Below are 16,413 nucleotides of genomic sequence, written 5' to 3'. Positions count from 1 at the left end.
CCCCCGCCGACCGGGGTACGAGCCGTGGCTCATGGCACGCGCGCGTGGCTCACGTGGAGCGCACACACGCGTGGACCGCCTTCGGAGCGCGGTCAGCTCTCGCCGTCCTCCAGCCAGCCGAAGCTCTTCTCCACCGCTTTGCGCCATTGGTGGTACTCGCGGTCCCGCTCCTGGGCGGTCATGGCCGGCGTCCACTCGACGTCCTTCGCCCAGTGCGCCTTGAGCTCGTCCAGGTCGTTCCACACGCCGGTGGCCAGCCCTGCCGCGTACGCGGCACCCAGGCAGGTCGTCTCGGAGATCTTGGGCCGGATCACCGGCACGTCGAGCACGTCCGCCTGGTGCTGCATGAGCAGGTTGTTCTTCGTCATGCCGCCGTCGACCTTCAGGGTCGTGATGTGCACACCGGAGTCCTGGTACATGGCGTCCACGACCTCGCGCGTCTGCCAGCTCGTCGCCTCCAGCACCGCGCGAGCGAGGTGCGCCTTGGTGACGTACCGCGTCAGTCCGGTGACCACCCCGCGCGCGTCGGAACGCCAGTACGGCGCGAACAGACCGGAGAAGGCGGGCACGATGTACGCGCCGCCGTTGTCCTCGACACTCGCCGCAAGTGGCTCGATCTCGTCGGCGGTGCTGATGATGCCGAGCTGGTCGCGGAACCACTGGACCAGCGCGCCCGTTATGGCTATTGCCCCTTCCAGGCAGTACACGGGCGCCTCGCTGCCGATCTTGTAGCCCATGGTCGTCAGCAGCCCGCTCTTCGACGGCACCGGCCGGTTGCCGGTGTTGAGCAGCAGGAAGCTGCCCGTACCGTAGGTGTTCTTCGCGGTGCCGACGTCGTAGCAGGCCTGCCCGAACACGGCTGCCTGCTGGTCGCCCAGGGCGGAGGCGACCGGCACCCCGGCCAGTTGTCCGACGGCGGTTCCGTACACCTCCGAGGAGGACCTGATCTCCGGGAGGACGGCCTCGGGGACGTTCATGGCGGACAGGATCGAGGGGTCCCACTGGAGGGTTTCCAGGTTCATCAGCATGGTGCGTCCGGCGTTCGTCACGTCGGTGACGTGCTGCCCGCCGTCCGTGCCGCCGGTGAGGTTCCAGATCAGCCAGGAGTCGATGGTGCCGAAGGCGATCTCGCCGCGCTCGGCGCGGTCCCTGAGGCCGGGCACGTTGTCCAGCAGCCAGGCCGCCTTCGGGCCGGAGAAGTAGCTGGCCAGCGGCAGCCCGGTCTGCTCACGGAATCGGTCCTGACCGTCGGAGCCCCCCAGTTGGTTGCACAGCGCCGCCGTACGGGTGTCCTGCCACACGATCGCGTTGTGCACCGGCTTGCCCGTCGCGCGGTCCCACAGAACCGTCGTCTCGCGCTGGTTGGTGATCCCGAGCGCGCTGAGCTGGTCGGCACGCAGTCCGGCCTTGGCTATCGCGCCGGCGACCACCGCCTGCACCTTGGACCAGATCTCGGTGGCGTCGTGCTCCACCCAGCCGGGCTTGGGGAAGATCTGGCGGTGCTCGCGCTGGTCGACGGCGACGATGGCGCCGTTCTGGTTGAAGACGATGCAGCGGCTGGAGGTGGTGCCCTGGTCGATTGCGGCGACGTACTTTTCGGCGTTGTCCGTCATGGCTACCCCTTGGGCTGATTCAGAAGGCTGCGTTGTAGATGAGGCCACCGAGCAGGCCGCCGATCAGTGGACCGACCACCGGGATCCACGAGTAGCCCCAGTCGGACGTGCCCTTGTTCGGGATCGGCAGGAAGGTGTGCACGATGCGCGGTCCGAGGTCACGTGCCGGGTTGATGGCGTACCCGGTCGGGCCACCCAGGGAGAGGCCGATGCCGACGACCAGCAGTGAGACGAGCAGGATCGCGATGCCGGAGCCGTAGATGCCGTCGGCCTGTCCCGTGATCTGTCCGATGCCGATGCCCTCGACGTGCCTGTTGTTGCCGACCAGCGCCAGGAGGGGCAGCACCAGCGCGATGGTGGCGAGGATCTCGGTGATCAGGTTGGCGATCGGGTTCCGGATCTCCGGGATCGTGGAGAAGATTCCGAGGGTCGGAACCGGTTCGTCCGCCGTGCCTTCTGTGGTACCCGTCTTCCGCACGTTGGCCTGGAACTGTGCGAAGTACGTGAAGTAGCACAGCACTGCGCCGATCATGGCGCCGGTGATCTGGCCGAGCAGATAGACCCAGACCTTGTCCCACACGCCGGTGTCGACGGCGAGACCGAAGGTGACGGCCGGGTTGAGCACACCGCCGGAGAGCGGCGCGGCGGTGTAGGCGCCTGCCAGCACACCGAAGCCCCAGCCGAACGCGATCACCACCCAGCCGGCGGCGCGTGCCTTGGAGAATCTCAGGGTGACGGCGGCGCAGACGCCGGCGCCGAACAGGATCAGGATCGCCGTACCGATCATCTCGCCGACGAATATGTCTCCGTTGGTCATGGCGGCTCCTTGGCCGTGGCCCGGGGTGATCGACCCCGAACCTCCGTGCAGGGTGCGTTTCCCTTGGCTACTTCAGCCGAAGGCAGGGAAGGGTCCCGCGCCCCGCCCGGCGTCCGTGACGAGCGTGCCGTCGCAGCCGACTCGCCCGTGGGGAAAGGGCTCTGGTCCAGGCGCAACCGCGCGGCGCAGTGCGTGGATACGCCGAGAATGTACGGCGATGTCGACTGACACCGGGAAGTGTTCACCGGCGTCCAGGGGGCGTCAAGGTCGCGGACGTCAACGGTTCAGGGCGTGCCCACGGTCGCGGATGGCAGTCGACCGGGCTCGCGGCACGCCATTCGCGGGCGGGACGGGCACCGGGGGCTCCGCTGAGGCGGCAGGGAGGCCAGTTCCTGCCGGACCCGACGGGGCCGATGATGATGTTTGCACTGAGGCCTCGGCGGACGCCGCCTCGGCCTCCGCCGACCTGGTAGGAGAAGCGTCTCACCCTCTGCCCGGCTCCGCCACCGCCCACTCGGCCCGGGCCGTCGCCTCGTCCACACCGCGCAGGATCTCGTGCCCGGGGAGTCCTGCCCGGCCCAGCACCCAGCTCGCTCCGCTCAGTGATTTCGCGGCCTTCTTCAGCGGCGCCAGACAGGCGGCCGCCTGCCGGTGGTCCGCCACGCTTCCGGGCTCGCACAGGACCGTGGCAAGGGACAGCGTGATGGCGAGTCCACCCGCGGACCAGGGCATGTCCAGCACCGACGTGGCCAGCGGATCGAGTCCCTCCGGATCTGCCAGCACCAGGAAGTCGTCCCCGCCGATGTGGCCCACGCGGAGAGTGTCCGTCGCCGCGTGCTGCAGCACCCGTCCGACGGACCGGATCAGCTCGTCGCCCGCCGCGAACCCGGCTCCGTCGTTGACCTGCTTGAAGTGGTCCACATCCAGCCAGCTCAGCGCGAACCTGCGGCCGTCCGCGATCCGCCGGTCCACCTCACCGGTGATCGCGTCCGAACCGGGCAGCCGGGTCAGCGGGTTGAGCCCGGCGGCCTCCTCGACGCGATTCTCGGCGAGGGCTCGTACGAGGTCCGCGAGTCGAACGACGCCCACGCAACGGCCGTACCGGTCGACCACCGCCACATCGTCCGACGTACGGTTGCTGCCGCCGTCCGCGACCACGTCCAGCACCTCCCACGCGGTGGCGTCGACGCCGACGGTCCTTGGAGGGTCTCCGAGCTTGGCCGCGGGCCGGTCCGCGTACAGGGCATGGCCGTAGCGGCCCGACATCGACAGCAGGAAGCGGGAACGGTGCACCGACCGCACCGGGACGCCGCTCCGGTCCACCAGGAGCACCCCGGACACGTCCGGCGACCCGGTCAGCAGCGCCCGGACCTGGCCCGCGGACGCGGTGGCGGGTAACAACGCGGCCGGCCGCACGAACTCCCGTACAGATGGTCCCGACCGTGGCATCGCCGACAGTCCGGGGGAGCGTGGCGGAACGTATACCTCCGCCGCGGGTAGCCGAGCAGGTGGGGCGAACAGCTCCCCCTGCGCCAGCTGCGCACCGGCCGACCGCGCGGACGCGCACTGGAGCTCCGTCTCGACACCCTCGACGCACAGGAGCGCGCCCTGCTGCTCGCACAGCGTCCGCATCGCCCGCACCGCGGCCGGGCGCGCCAGCAGGGACGCGTCGAGCTTGACGAGATCAGGTGCCATGTCCGTGAGCAGGCGCAGCGGGATGTCGCCGTCTCCGACGCCGTCCGCGCTGATCCGGAAGCCTTGGTTTCGCAGCGCGCCGATCGCCTCCAGCAGCGCGTGCTGCGGCACGTGCGTGTACGGCGGACCGACGTCGATCGTCACCTCCCACGGCAGCCGACCCGCCGCGCGCACGGCGTCGTGCAGCGGTGTGAGCCCACCGAGGTCGGCGAGGGTGCCGGCGAACACATTGACGTACAGGGGCAGCAACGTCTCCTTGCGGGCCGCCGCCCGAAACGCCAACACGGCGAGCCGGCCGTCGAGTTCGGGATCGCGGCGCGCCTCGGCCAGGACGTCGCCGGTCTCCGGGCGGGCGAGAATCTCCAGCCCCGCGACTCCACCGGTCGTCAGATTGACCACCGGTTGGAAGGCGAAGCGGAGAGTATCCGTCCAGGCGTCCACGGCAGCATGATGTCGCCGCCGAAGCCCGCCCGAGCCCAGTTCATGAGACGTTCACGCAGCATTCCGGCTTGCTCACGCAGTGTAGGAACGCCACGTCGTCCGCGGTGATGCGGCGCCGCCGCCACACTCACAACCGCGTGTGTCAGGGCCCGTCAAGCCCTCGCGACGGGCCCTCCCGACTCATCGCACCGCGACCACGGCCGACCCGTGCCCGAACAGACCCTGGTTGGCGGCGATTCCCACACGTGCCCCGGTGACCTGTCGGTCGGCCGCGACGCCCCTCAACTGCCAGGTGAGTTCGCATACTTGGGCGATCGCCTGGGCCGGAACCGCCTCTCCGAAGGAGGCCAGACCGCCGCTCGCGTTCACCGGTATTCGCCCGCCCAGTGCCGTGGAGCCCTCCCTCAGCAGCTTCGCGGCTTCGCCCTCGCCGCACAGTCCCAGATCCTCATACCACTGCAACTCCAGTGCGGTGGACAGGTCGTAGACCTCCGCCAAGGAGAGATCCTCGGGGCCGACGCCGGCCTCCTGATAGGCCGCGCGCGCGATCGACTCCCGGAAAGTCTCGGCCGCCGGTTCTACGGCCACTGCCGAATCGGTCGCGATGTCGGGCAGATCCAGGACGGTGTTGGGGTAACGCGGTGTCACGGTGGACACCGCCCGGATCCGCACCGGATCCGCGGCTCCGTGCCGACGCGCGAACTCCATACCGGCCAGCACGAGCGCCGCACCTCCGTCCGACGTCGCGCAGATGTCGAGCAGCCGTAGGGGATCGGCGACCACGGCGGAGGCGGCGACCTCCTCGGCGGTGACCGGCTTGCGGTAGCGGGCGTAGGGATTGAGCGCACCCGCTGCGGCGTTCTTCACCTTGACCTGCGCGAAGTCCTCCGGAGTGTCCCCGTGCACGGCCATCCGCCGCCGCGCGTACAACCCGAAGTACGTCGGATTGGTCGCCCCTAGGGCGCGGAAGCGAATCCAGTCCGGATCGTCGGGCCGGTCGCCGCCCGCAGGCCGGAAGAAACCCTTGGGAGCCGCGTCGGCACCCACCACCAGCACCACGTCCGCGAGCGCCGAAAGTATCTGCGCGCGCGCCGTGTTGATGGCCTGAGCCCCGGAAGCGCACGCCGCATACACACTCGTGACCCGGGCGCCCTGCCAGCCGAGCGCCTTCGCGAACGTCGCCCCCGCCACATATCCCGGATAGCCGCCCCGCACGGTGTCCGCACCGACGATCGCCCCGATGTCCCGCCACTCAAGTCCCGCATCGGCGATCGCCGCGCGAGCCGCCACCACGCCGTACTCGACGAAGCTGCGTCCCCACTTGCCCCACGGGTGCATGCCCGCGCCCAGCACCGCCACCTCGTCCGTCATGCCGTCACCCCCGTCGGCCGCCAGTGCCACGTCGTCCAGATCGTCTCCGCGTCCTCATGCAGCACGCCGGGGACGACCTCCACCTCCATGCCCACCGTCAGATCGGCGACGGTGATCCCGGGTACCGCCTGTCCCAGCACCACGAGGCGCTCGGACTCCAGCTCCACAGCGATCAACGCGTAGGGCTCCCAGGGAAGTTCCGGGTTGGTCACATAGGGTGACGGAGGCCGGTATCGGCTGTCCGTGTACGACCACACCCGCCCCCGCCGCGAGAGAGGCATCTCCTCCAGGTCGCCGCCCGGGCAGTCGGGGTTGCGGCACTGAGCGTCCTCGCGCGGAAAGAAGACCGAGGCGCAGGCCGAGCAGCGGGTGCCCAGGAGGCGGAAGTCCGTCTCGTCCCCGGCGAACCACCCGGCTACCACCGGTGTGCGCGTGCGTGGCATAGCCCCTCCTGATCATCCGATCTGACGGAACGTCAGAAGTCTGCCACGGCCAACGGAAAAGCGGCAGGGCCGCCCGGGCTCATCGCCGGCGCCGGCCCCGCTGTCCGGCTTTCGGGCTGGAATGCATCCGATCGCTTCCGAGACGGAACACACTCCTGATAGATGCAGGAGACATGACACGACTCGCGACCGCGGCACGGGGACTGATCACCACGCTCGCCACCCTCCTCGCCGTGACCGCCGCCCCAACAGCTGCCCAGGCGAAGCCGGACCTCAAGGCGCCGAAGGACTTCGTGGCGCTGAGAACCGTGGACCCGACCATCGTTCAGGAGATGCGGTACTCCACCCGGCACAACTTCGTGGGCGAGCGCATCGACGGCTACCGACAGCCCCTGTGCATCCTCACCCGACCCGCCGCCGAGGCCCTCCACAAGGCCCAGCGGCGACTGTTGCGCCAGGGCTACACGCTCAAGGTGTACGACTGCTACCGCCCGCAACGCGCCGTCGACCACTTCGTGCGCTGGGCCGAGGACCTCGACGACGAGGCCATGAAGGACGAGTTCTACCCGAACGTCGACAAGACCCGTCTGTTCGCGGACGGATACATCGCCGAGAAGTCCGGGCACAGCCGCGGCTCGACCATGGACCTCACGATCGTCAGGCTCCCGGCGAAGCCCACCAGGCCGTACGTACCAGGAGAGCCCCTCGTACCCTGCTACGCCCCCAAGGCCGGGCGCTTCCCCGACAACTCCGTCGACATGGGCACCGGCTTCGACTGTTTCGACACCCTTTCCCACACCCTCGACCCGCGCATCCAGGGCGAACAACGGGCCAACCGGCTGCTGCTCAAGCACACCCTCGAAGCCCTCGGCTTCGTGAATCTCGCCGAGGAGTGGTGGCACTACACGTTCAAGCCGGAGCCCTTCCCGGACACCTACTTCGCCTTCCCCGTGTCCTGGAAATCCCTCGCCGGGCGCTAGCGACGCCCCCCGGAAGACGCCCCTCCACTGATCGGATACAGTCCGCCGCGTGTCCGAAACTCAGCACTCCGCCCCCAACTCCGCAGCGGATTCCCACTGTTCAAGCTGCGGCGCGCCCTACGGAGAGGGCGTCTCCGGCTGGCCCCGCACCTGCCCTGCCTGCGGCGCCGTGGCCTACCGCAATCCGCTGCCGGTAGCGATCGCGCTCCAGCCCGTGTACGACGACCAGGGCACCGCCCTGGTCGTCATCACCCGAACCGTCGCCCCCGCGCGCGGAGGCATCGCCCTGCCCGGCGGCTACATCGACGATCGCGAGGACTGGCGTCGGGCCGTCGTCCGCGAGCTCAAGGAAGAGACCGGCATCGACGCGGCCGACCGCGATGTACGTCTCGCTGACGCTATGAGCTCTCCCGGCGGCCACCTGCTGCTGTTCGGCCTCCTTCCGGAACGGCCGGCCGACCGCCTGCCGACCTCGGCCGCCACGGACGAGACAGAGGGCTGGCACCTCCTGCGCAGGCCGGAGGAGCTCGCCTTCCCGTTGCACACGCTGGCCGTCAGGGCGTTCTTCGAGGGCCGCTACATCTGAGCCGAAGGCTCATCGAGCCCTCGTATGCGCACCGGACGCGGCGAGGCGATCATGCCGTTCTCGCGCTCCAGCTCGACGACCAGCTTTCGGCCTTCCCAGCGGGTGACGTACCGCTCGATCTCCGGCTCGTCCTCGCCGTCACCCGCGTCCGGCACGACCAGCCCGCCCCCGGTGCGTCCCGGGGCGGGCGCCCACACCTCCAGCTCCAGCCCGCCGTCGTCCCCGCACACGGGGACGACGGCACCCGAGCGCGCCAGCACCGGGATGCGGGACACTGGCGCGTCCAGGAGAACCTGCCCCGGACCCTCGTACGCCCGCCCCGTGGCCGTGTCGTACCAGCGCCCTCTCGGCAGCTGCACGGCACGCCGGTCAGCTCCCGGATCCAGCACCGGCGCCACCAGCAGACAGTCGCCCAGCAGAAACGCATCCGCGCAGTCACGCAGCACGCGGTCCTCCGGAGCCGACCACCACAGTGGACGCACATACGGCGCCCCTGTGCGCCGCGCCAGATGCGCCAGCGTCACGAAGTACGGCAGCAGCCTGCGGCGCTCGACGAGCGCCACGCGCGCGTGCTCCAGCACCTCGGGACCGAACTCCCACGGCTCCCTGCGCCCCGCCCGCAGACTCGCGTGCGTACGGAACAGCGGCAGATACGCGGCCAACTGGAACCAGCGCACATACAGCTCCGGCGACGGACTCCCGTCGAATCCGCCCACGTCCGGCCCCGAGTACGGCACCCCGCACAGCCCGAGGCCCATGACCAGCGACAGCGACGCCCGCAGCCCGGGCCAGCCCGTGGCCACGTCCCCGGACCAGGTCCCCCCGTAGCGCTGCATGCCGGCCCACCCCGAGCGGGAGAAGACGAAAGGCCGCTCCCGGGGCACCAGTTCGAGCAGGCCCTCGTAGCCCGCCCTGGCCATGCACAGGCCGTAGACGTTGTGGGCCTCCCTGTGGTCCCCGCCTCGCCCTTCCAGGGAGTGCCGGGCCGAACGCGGCAGCGTCGACTCCCCGAAGGCCGCGAACGAGGTCGGCTCGTTCATGTCATGCCAGAAGCCCGAGAACCCCTGCGCCAACCGTTCCACGTAGAGCCCACCCCACCACTTGCGCACCCGCGCGTGCGTGAAGTCCGGAAAGACCGCTTCCCCGGGCCAGACGACTCCCCGCACGAGATGACCCGAGGCGTCCCGTACGAACGCGTCCTCGGCCGTCCCGCTGTCGTACACGGCATTGCCGGGCGCTGCCTTGACCGCCGGGTCGACGATGGAAACCAGGCGCACACCGTCCCGGCGCAGGTCCTCGGCGAGCTGCGGCAGTTTGGGGAAGGCATCCTGATCGACCGTGAACACCTGGTGCTCGTCGTAGTGGTCGATGTCCAGATGGACCGCGTCCAGAGGCAGACCGCGCTCCTGGTAGCCCGAAACGATCCGCCGCACCTCCTGCTCGCTGCCGAAACCCCATCGCGCGTGATGGTGGCCCAGCGCCCACGCCGGCGGCAGAGCGGGCGCACCGGTGAGGGCGGCCCAGGCACGCAGCACGCGCGCGGGAGTGCCCACCATGACCCAGCAGCGCAGCGGACCGCCGTCCATCCGTACTTCGCACGTCCCCGCCCGGTCATGCCCGGATCCGGCGCCCTCCTCGCCCTCCCGCAACGCCACCGTGCCGTCCCACGAGGTGTCGTGGAACACCAGGTGCGTGGCCGCGTCGGCCACCACCACCTGCACGGGCATGGTGATGTAGAGCGGGTCGTCACCAGGACCGAAGGCATGGCCCGGGTCGGTGTTCCACAGCCGGTACGTCCCATCCTTCAGCCGGGGCCCGGACGCCCGCCCACCGAGCCCGAAGAACCGCGCGTCCGCGGCCACCTCCGACCGCTGCATCCACCGTGCCGCCCCACCGTCGACGGGCTCCCACCAGCGCGGCGGCAGGTCGCGGCGCAACGTCACACCACCGGGCGTCTTCACCTCCACGGCGCCGTGTCGCGAGATGACGACCGTGACCCGCTCGGCCACAACCCGCCAGCCGCCCTCCTTGTCGGGCTCCAGCACCGCCCGCGGATCCGGCTCCGGACAGCGACCCGCGAGCGCATACGACGGCTCGGGAGAGGCCCCGTCCCAGCCCCAGAACACGGCGCCGTTCACGGCGACGGTGACGCACAGCTCGGAGCGGCTGAACCGGATGACCCCGCCGCCCGGACCGGGCTGCACCTCCTGCACCGGCCCAGGTACCCGGGCACGCTCCGGACCCCGCGGCGGCAGCCCCGCGGCGTCGGCACGCCTCCTGCGCCACGCCGATCGCACGGTACGCAACCCCTGGGCCGCTCCCACTGAACCGACCACCTTCATCGAACGCACCAGGTCACGACCGTTCATGCTGCTCAGCCTGCCATTGACCGCCCCACACGCGTGGGCCGTTCAACTTCCGTTCACCCGTGCCGGGACCACATCTTCACGACACGGACTGTGTGGGGCGCACCCTGGTGTAGAAGTCGATCACATGGCATCGTCCCTGTCAGCCGCGTCACGCGCACAACCCAGCCGTGCGCGGAAGACGCACACGACGCGCACAGTCCGGGAGCCGCTCCATGTCGATCGTGAACCCTCAGCCGCTCTGGCAGCCAGATCCCCAGCGCATCGCCCGGGCTCAGGTCACCAAGTTCCAGGCCTGGGCCGCCGAGCACCACGGCGCCCCCTCCGAGGGCGGCTACGCGGCACTGCACCGCTGGTCGGTCGACGAACTGGACACCTTCTGGAAAGCCGTCACGCAGTGGTTCGACGTACGTTTCTCCACGCCGTACGCGCGCGTGCTGGGCGACCGCTCGATGCCCGGTGCCCAGTGGTTCCCCGGCGCCACTCTGAACTACGCCGAGCACGCCCTGCGCGCCGCTGAGACCCGCGCCGACGAACCCGCACTCCTGTACGTCGACGAATCCCACGAGCCCAGCCCCGTGACCTGGTCCGAGCTGCGCCGCCAGGTCGGGTCTCTCGCCACCGAACTGCGCGCCCTCGGCGTGCGCCCAGGCGACCGCGTCAGCGGCTACGTCCCGAACATCCCGCAAGCCGTCGTGGCCCTCCTCGCCACCGCCGCCGTAGGCGGAGTCTGGACGTCCTGCGCCCCCGACTTCGGCGCCCGCAGCGTCCTCGACCGCTTTCAGCAGATCGAACCGGTCGTCCTGTTCACCGTCGACGGCTACCGCTACGGCGGCAAGGAGCACGACCGCCGCGACATCGTGTCCGAACTTCGCCGCGAACTGCCCACACTGCGTGCGGTGGTGCACATTCCACTCCTCGGCACTGCGGCCCCAGAAGGTGCGCTCGAGTGGTCGGCCCTTACAGCCGCCGACGAGGAACCCGTCTTCGAGCAGGTGCCCTTCGACCACCCCCTGTGGGTGCTCTACTCCTCCGGCACGACCGGCCTCCCCAAGGCCATCGTCCAATCCCAGGGCGGCATCCTCGTCGAACACCTCAAACAACTCGGACTGCACTGCGACCTGGGCCCAGAGGACCGTTTCTTCTGGTACACGTCGACAGGCTGGATGATGTGGAACTTCCTCGTCTCCGGCCTCCTCACCGGCACCACGATCGTCCTGTACGACGGCAGCCCGGGCTACCCCGACACGGGCGCCCAATGGCGAATCGCCGAACGCACGGGAGCCACCCTCTACGGCACCTCCGCCGCGTACGTGATGGCCTGCCGCAAGGCCGACGTGCACCCCGCGCGCGACTTCGACCTCACCAAGGTCCAGTGCGTCGCCACCACCGGATCACCGCTGCCGCCCGACGGTTTCCGCTGGCTGCACGACGAGGTCCGCGACGACCTCTGGATCGCCTCCGTCAGCGGCGGCACGGACGTGTGCTCCTGCTTCGCGGGAGCCGTGCCCACCGTGCCTGTGTACGTAGGCGAACTCCAGGCCCCGGGCCTCGGCACCGACCTGCAGTCCTGGGACCCGAGCGGCGAACCCCTCATCGACGAGGTGGGCGAGCTCGTGGTCACCAACCCCATGCCGTCCATGCCGATCCACTTCTGGAACGACCCCGACGGCAGGCGCTACCACGACAGTTACTTCGACACCTATCCCGGCGTATGGCGCCACGGCGACTGGATCACGCTCACCTCACGGGGCTCCGTCGTCATCCACGGCCGCTCCGACTCCACACTCAACCGCCAGGGCGTCCGCATGGGATCGGCCGACATCTACGAAGCGGTCGAGCGCCTCCCCGAGATCAAGGAATCCCTCGTCATCGGCATCGAACAGCCCGACGGCGGCTACTGGATGCCCTTGTTCGTGCACCTGGCCCCCGGAGCTGTGCTCGACGAAGCGCTCCTGAGCCGCATCAAGCAGACCATCCGCGAAGAGCTCTCCCCACGACACGTCCCCGACGAGGTCATCGAAGTCCCCGGCGTCCCCCACACCCTCACGGGCAAGCGCATTGAGGTCCCAGTCAAACGCCTTCTCCAAGGCACACCCCTGGAGCGGGCCGTCAACCCCGGTTCCATCGACAACCTCGACCTCCTGCACTTCTACGAGGAACTGGCCCGCAAGCGCGCCTGACCGACACCCGGCCTCGGACTCGTCGAACCCACGACGAGCCGGGGCCGTTGTCAGTGCTGCCGGTTACTGTGAGTGAGCATTGATCGACTGCGCACGCACAGGGGGAAACATGGCGCACACCGACCACCTGACGATGCGACGCGTCCTGCGCCGCGAAATCGCCGGCACCATCGGCCTGCTCACCGACGAGCACGACTTCCGTGCCATGCGGCACTACCGCAGCTTCACCTTCGACGACCACAAGATCTACCTCCAGCAGATGGAAGCCCTCCTCAAAACTCGGGCCTCCCAAGGCAGCCATACGACGATCGCCCTCTTCGATCCGCAGGAGTACGCCGAATTCTGCGCGGAAACGGGCCTCGACCCCGACAACGCGGCGAGCCGCACACGCTTCACCGCCGAACTCGCGACCACGGGACCCACCGTCCCCTACCAGGGCCAGCCCCTCGCAGATCTCGTCCCGGCCCTCGTCGACGAAGCCGTCCGACAAGCCACGTGGGAGTACGCGTCCACACTCCTGGCACGCCTCGGCGCCTGCGCCACCTGCGATGAGGACATCGGCCGCGCCGCATTCGTGCGCGCCTCGAGCCTCCTCGTCCGCATCCTCGACACGGCCCAGCCGGGCAGCCGGCACCTCGTCTGCAGTGTCACCGGGACCCCGGAAGCACTCGTCTCCGTCCTGCACGCCGACGAAGACACCGAGGGCGCCACGCACCTCGACGAGGCCGAAGCCCTGGAGTTCACCACGGTCCTCGCCGTCGGCCTCGCCACCCGGAGCCCCGGCGGACTCGTCATGCGGACCAGCGCCCCCGGCACATCCGACCGCATCTACGGATGGCGCCTGCGCGGAGAGGGTCTGGAACCCCTGACCGCCGGCGAGGTCTTCGACGCCTACTGCACCGACATCGAATCCGGAGACCTCATCTCCCCGGAATCCGGCGTCGACTACTGCGTGCCACCGGACCTCGGTAATGAGGAAGCGCCACCGGGACACCACCACTGAACGCGAATGGGGCGCCCCACCAACCGGTGGAGCGCCCCATCACAACAAGCCTGCAGCCATCGCGCAGATGTCCTGCTCCGACTACTCGCCGGACAGCACCGCCTGAGCGGCGTTGCGTGCCTCCTCGGCGCTGTCCGCCGCCCGCGCGGCCGCAGCGGCACGCTCACACTGCGCCAGCGTGTACTTCGCCAGCGTCGCCCGGACGTAAGGAATCGACGCCGAACCCATGGACAGGGAGGTGACACCCAGACCGGTCAGCACACAGGCCAGCAGCGGGTCGGAGGCGGCCTCGCCACAGACACCACAGCTCTTGCCCTCGGCCTTCGCCGCCTCCGCGGACAGCGCGACCAGGTCGAGCAGCGCGGGCTGCCACGGATCCTGCAGGCGGGACACCGCACCCACCTGACGGTCCGCGGCGAAGGTGTACTGCGCGAGGTCGTTCGTCCCCAGCGAGAGGAACTCGACCTCCTGCAGGATCGAGCGCGCCCGCAGCGCGGCGGACGGGATCTCCACCATCGCACCGAACTTCGCCTGCAGCCCGGCGGCACGGCACGCGTCCGCGAACGCCTTCGCGTCGGTCCGGTCCGCCACCATCGGGGCCATGACCTCGAGGTAGACAGGCAGACCCTCCGACGCCTTAGCAAGCGCCGTCAGCTGGGTGCGCAGCACGTCGGGGTGGTCCAGCAACGTCCGCAGACCCCGCACACCCAGCGCCGGGTTCGGCTCATCGGCCGGCGTCAGGAAGTCCAGCGGCTTGTCCGCACCCGCGTCCAGAACACGTACGACGACACGGCCCTCGGGGAAGGCCTCGAGGACCTGGCGGTAGGCCTCGACCTGCTTCTCCTCCGACGGCGCCTTCTTGCTGTCGTCGAGGAAGAGGAACTCGGTCCGGAACAGACCGACACCCTCGGCACCCGCTTCGACAGCGGCCGGAACGTCGGACGGTCCGCCGACATTGGCCAGCAGCGGCACCTTGTGGCCGTCGGCCGTGGCGCCCGGCCCGGTGGACGCGGCGAGAGCGGCCTTGCGCGCGGCCGCCGCGCCCTCGAGCTCCGCCTTCTTCTCGTCGCTCGGGTGCACGAAGACATCGCCCGTGCTGCCGTCCACAGCCACGACCGTACCCTCGGCGAGCTCACCGGCACCCGGCAGCGCGACCACGGCCGGCACACCGAGCGCCCTCGCCAGAATCGCGCTGTGGCTGGTCGGCCCGCCCTCCTCGGTGACAAAGCCGAGGACCAGGGCCGGATCCAGCAGCGCCGTGTCGGCCGGAGCGAGATCGCGAGCGACAAGGACATAAGGCTCGTCGCTGTCCGGCACACCCGGCATCGGAACCCCGAGCAAACGAGCGACGATACGATTCCGCACGTCATCGAGGTCGGCCACCCGGCCGGCGAGATACTCACCGGCACCGGCCAGCAGCTCGCGGTACGCGGCGAAGGCGTCGTACACGGCCCGCTCGGCAGTGCTGCCCACGGCGATACGCCGGTCCACATCCGCCATCAGCTCGGGGTCCTGGGCCATCATGGCCTGAGCCTCGAGCACAGCTTGCGCTTCGCCCCCCGCCAGATTGCCGCGCGCCATAAGGTCGGCTGCCACAGCCTCTACGGCCTTGCGGGCGCGCCCCTGTTCGCGCTCCGCGTCCTCAGCCGGGATCTGCTTGGCAGGCGGCTCGAGGACCGCCGTTCCCATGTGCCGAACCTCGCCGATCGCCACACCGTGGCTCACGCCGACGCCTCGCAGCGTTGTCTCCATCTCACCCGTCTCCGATAAGGCGGCGGGCCCGGCCGCCGCAGTGGTTGTCGTCCCTACGTGCCGCCTTGCGGCGGCACCGAAGTCACCTCCAGAGGAAGAGGCTGTCGCCGGCCTTCACGTCGCCGCTGTCACGCAGTTCGGAGAGGGCCTCCGCCGTTGCCTCAAGGGCCACCACCGGGCACACCGGGGACTTGCCGGCTGCCTCGACGGCCGACGGGTTCCATCGGACGATGCTCTGGCCACGCGTCACGCTGTCGCCCTTGTTCACGAGCAACTCGAAGCCCTCGCCGTTGAGCTGCACCGTGTCGATGCCGAGGTGGGTGAGGACACCGTGGCCCTGCTCGTCGACGACGACGAAGGCATGCGGATGGAGAGAGACGATGACTCCGTCCACGGGGGACACAGCCTCGGACGGCTCACGCACCGGGTCGATCGCTGTGCCCGGGCCGACCATGGCCCCGGAGAAGACCGGATCCGGCACGGACGCCAGTCCAACGGCGCGTCCTGCCAACGGGGACGTCACGGTGGTCATGGGAAGCCTCCCAGGGGTGGAGATCGATATGGCCGTCGCTGCCTGTGCTAGACGACACTGTTCAGCAGCGTATGTCACATGAAGTGCCGGTTCCGCGCGAGCGAACCGGAGTGGTCTAGACCATACCCCAAATCGATTTGCACCCGCTCCGTGACCGCGTGTACTGTCGTACTCCTGCTTGGGGCTGAGCGACGCGACTACGCAACCTCGCCTGGCAGCAACAAACTTGTCAGATCCTATCTCGGGGTCACCTTCTGCGTGCTCGCAGGATGAGTGGTCAGGGAGCCGGAAAAACCCTGATAGAGTTTGGAAACACCGAAGGGAAGCGCCCGGAGGAAAGCCCGAGAGGGTGAGTACAAAGGAAGCGTCCGTTCCTTGAGAACTCAACAGCGTGCCAAAAATCAACGCCAGATATGTTGATACCCCGTCTACCGGAACATCTGTTCTGGTGGCGAGGTTCCTTTGAAATAAACACAGCGAGGACGCTGTGAACGGCCGGGCTTATTCCGCCTGGCTGTTCCGCTCTCGTGGTGTCGACCGGATTACCGGTAAACATTCACGGAGAGTTTGATCCTGGCTCAGGACGAACGCTGGCGGCGTGCTTAACACATGCAAGTCGAACGATGAACCA

At 69.3% G+C, this 16,413-nt stretch carries 12 protein-coding genes and 1 rRNA gene; 5 read left to right on the top strand and 8 right to left on the bottom strand.

Annotation, left to right across the window (positions count from 1 at the left end; translation table 11 throughout):
* Positions 1–92 precede the first annotated feature (92 nt).
* From glpK to ACWGDB_RS38730, 5 genes are all read right to left on the bottom strand, one after another.
* Positions 93–1,613 carry a glycerol kinase GlpK gene (glpK, locus tag ACWGDB_RS38750; RefSeq protein ID WP_453826757.1) on the bottom strand — a complete coding sequence of 507 codons (1,521 nt, stop codon included), beginning with the start codon at positions 1,611–1,613 and terminating at the stop codon, positions 93–95.
* Between the two features lie 19 nt (positions 1,614–1,632).
* On the bottom strand, positions 1,633–2,430 hold the full coding sequence (locus tag ACWGDB_RS38745) for an MIP/aquaporin family protein (protein WP_453826756.1): 798 nt from the start codon (positions 2,428–2,430) through the stop codon (positions 1,633–1,635).
* A gap of 483 nt (positions 2,431–2,913) precedes the next feature.
* Complete coding sequence (locus tag ACWGDB_RS38740; protein WP_453826755.1) at positions 2,914–4,566, bottom strand: EAL domain-containing protein; 1,653 nt, start codon at positions 4,564–4,566, stop codon at positions 2,914–2,916.
* A 180-nt stretch (positions 4,567–4,746) separates the two neighbouring features.
* Positions 4,747–5,937: a lipid-transfer protein gene (locus ACWGDB_RS38735; protein WP_453826754.1), complete on the bottom strand. Its 1,191-nt coding sequence runs from the start codon at positions 5,935–5,937 to the stop codon at positions 4,747–4,749.
* Entirely contained in the window at positions 5,934–6,359 is a 426-nt protein-coding gene (locus tag ACWGDB_RS38730; RefSeq protein ID WP_453826778.1) for a Zn-ribbon domain-containing OB-fold protein, read from the bottom strand. Before ACWGDB_RS38730 ends, ACWGDB_RS38735 begins: the two co-directional genes overlap by 4 nt.
* Before the next feature lie 194 nt (positions 6,360–6,553).
* Here ACWGDB_RS38730 and ACWGDB_RS38725 point away from each other — a divergent pair, with 194 nt between their 5' ends.
* Both ACWGDB_RS38725 and ACWGDB_RS38720 read left to right on the top strand, forming a co-directional pair.
* Positions 6,554–7,360, top strand: coding sequence for a M15 family metallopeptidase (locus ACWGDB_RS38725; protein WP_453826753.1), 807 nt, complete (start codon positions 6,554–6,556; stop codon positions 7,358–7,360).
* Between the two features lie 49 nt (positions 7,361–7,409).
* A complete protein-coding gene (locus ACWGDB_RS38720; protein WP_453826752.1) occupies positions 7,410–7,946 on the top strand; it encodes an NUDIX domain-containing protein in 537 nt (178 codons plus the stop codon).
* Here ACWGDB_RS38720 and ACWGDB_RS38715 read toward each other — a convergent pair.
* Entirely contained in the window at positions 7,937–10,315 is a 2,379-nt protein-coding gene (locus ACWGDB_RS38715; protein ID WP_453826751.1) for a glycoside hydrolase family 31 protein, read from the bottom strand. The genes ACWGDB_RS38720 and ACWGDB_RS38715 overlap by 10 nt on opposite strands.
* A gap of 212 nt (positions 10,316–10,527) precedes the next feature.
* Between ACWGDB_RS38715 and ACWGDB_RS38710 the strand changes: the two genes are divergently transcribed.
* The gene (locus ACWGDB_RS38710) at positions 10,528–12,495 is read left to right on the top strand and encodes an acetoacetate--CoA ligase (protein ID WP_453826750.1); all 1,968 of its coding nucleotides are present in this window, start codon (positions 10,528–10,530) and stop codon (positions 12,493–12,495) included.
* Between the two features lie 109 nt (positions 12,496–12,604).
* Entirely contained in the window at positions 12,605–13,498 is an 894-nt protein-coding gene (locus ACWGDB_RS38705) for a hypothetical protein (RefSeq protein ID WP_453826749.1), read from the top strand.
* An 81-nt stretch (positions 13,499–13,579) separates the two neighbouring features.
* Here ACWGDB_RS38705 and ptsP read toward each other — a convergent pair whose 3' ends face one another.
* Entirely contained in the window at positions 13,580–15,250 is a 1,671-nt protein-coding gene (ptsP, locus tag ACWGDB_RS38700; RefSeq protein WP_453826748.1) for a phosphoenolpyruvate--protein phosphotransferase, read from the bottom strand.
* 82 nt (positions 15,251–15,332) lie between these two features.
* Entirely contained in the window at positions 15,333–15,782 is a 450-nt protein-coding gene (locus ACWGDB_RS38695; RefSeq protein WP_453826747.1) for a PTS sugar transporter subunit IIA, read from the bottom strand.
* Positions 15,783–16,337: 555 nt separating this feature from the next.
* On the opposite strand from ACWGDB_RS38695, the gene ACWGDB_RS38690 reads away from it, so the two are divergent.
* Positions 16,338–16,413, top strand: a 16S ribosomal RNA gene (locus tag ACWGDB_RS38690); the annotation flags it as partial.

This window comes from Streptomyces sp. NPDC055013, from assembly GCF_053608645.1.
Note: the sequence above shows the minus strand (reverse complement) of the source record. Positions and strands in the feature narration are given on the sequence as shown.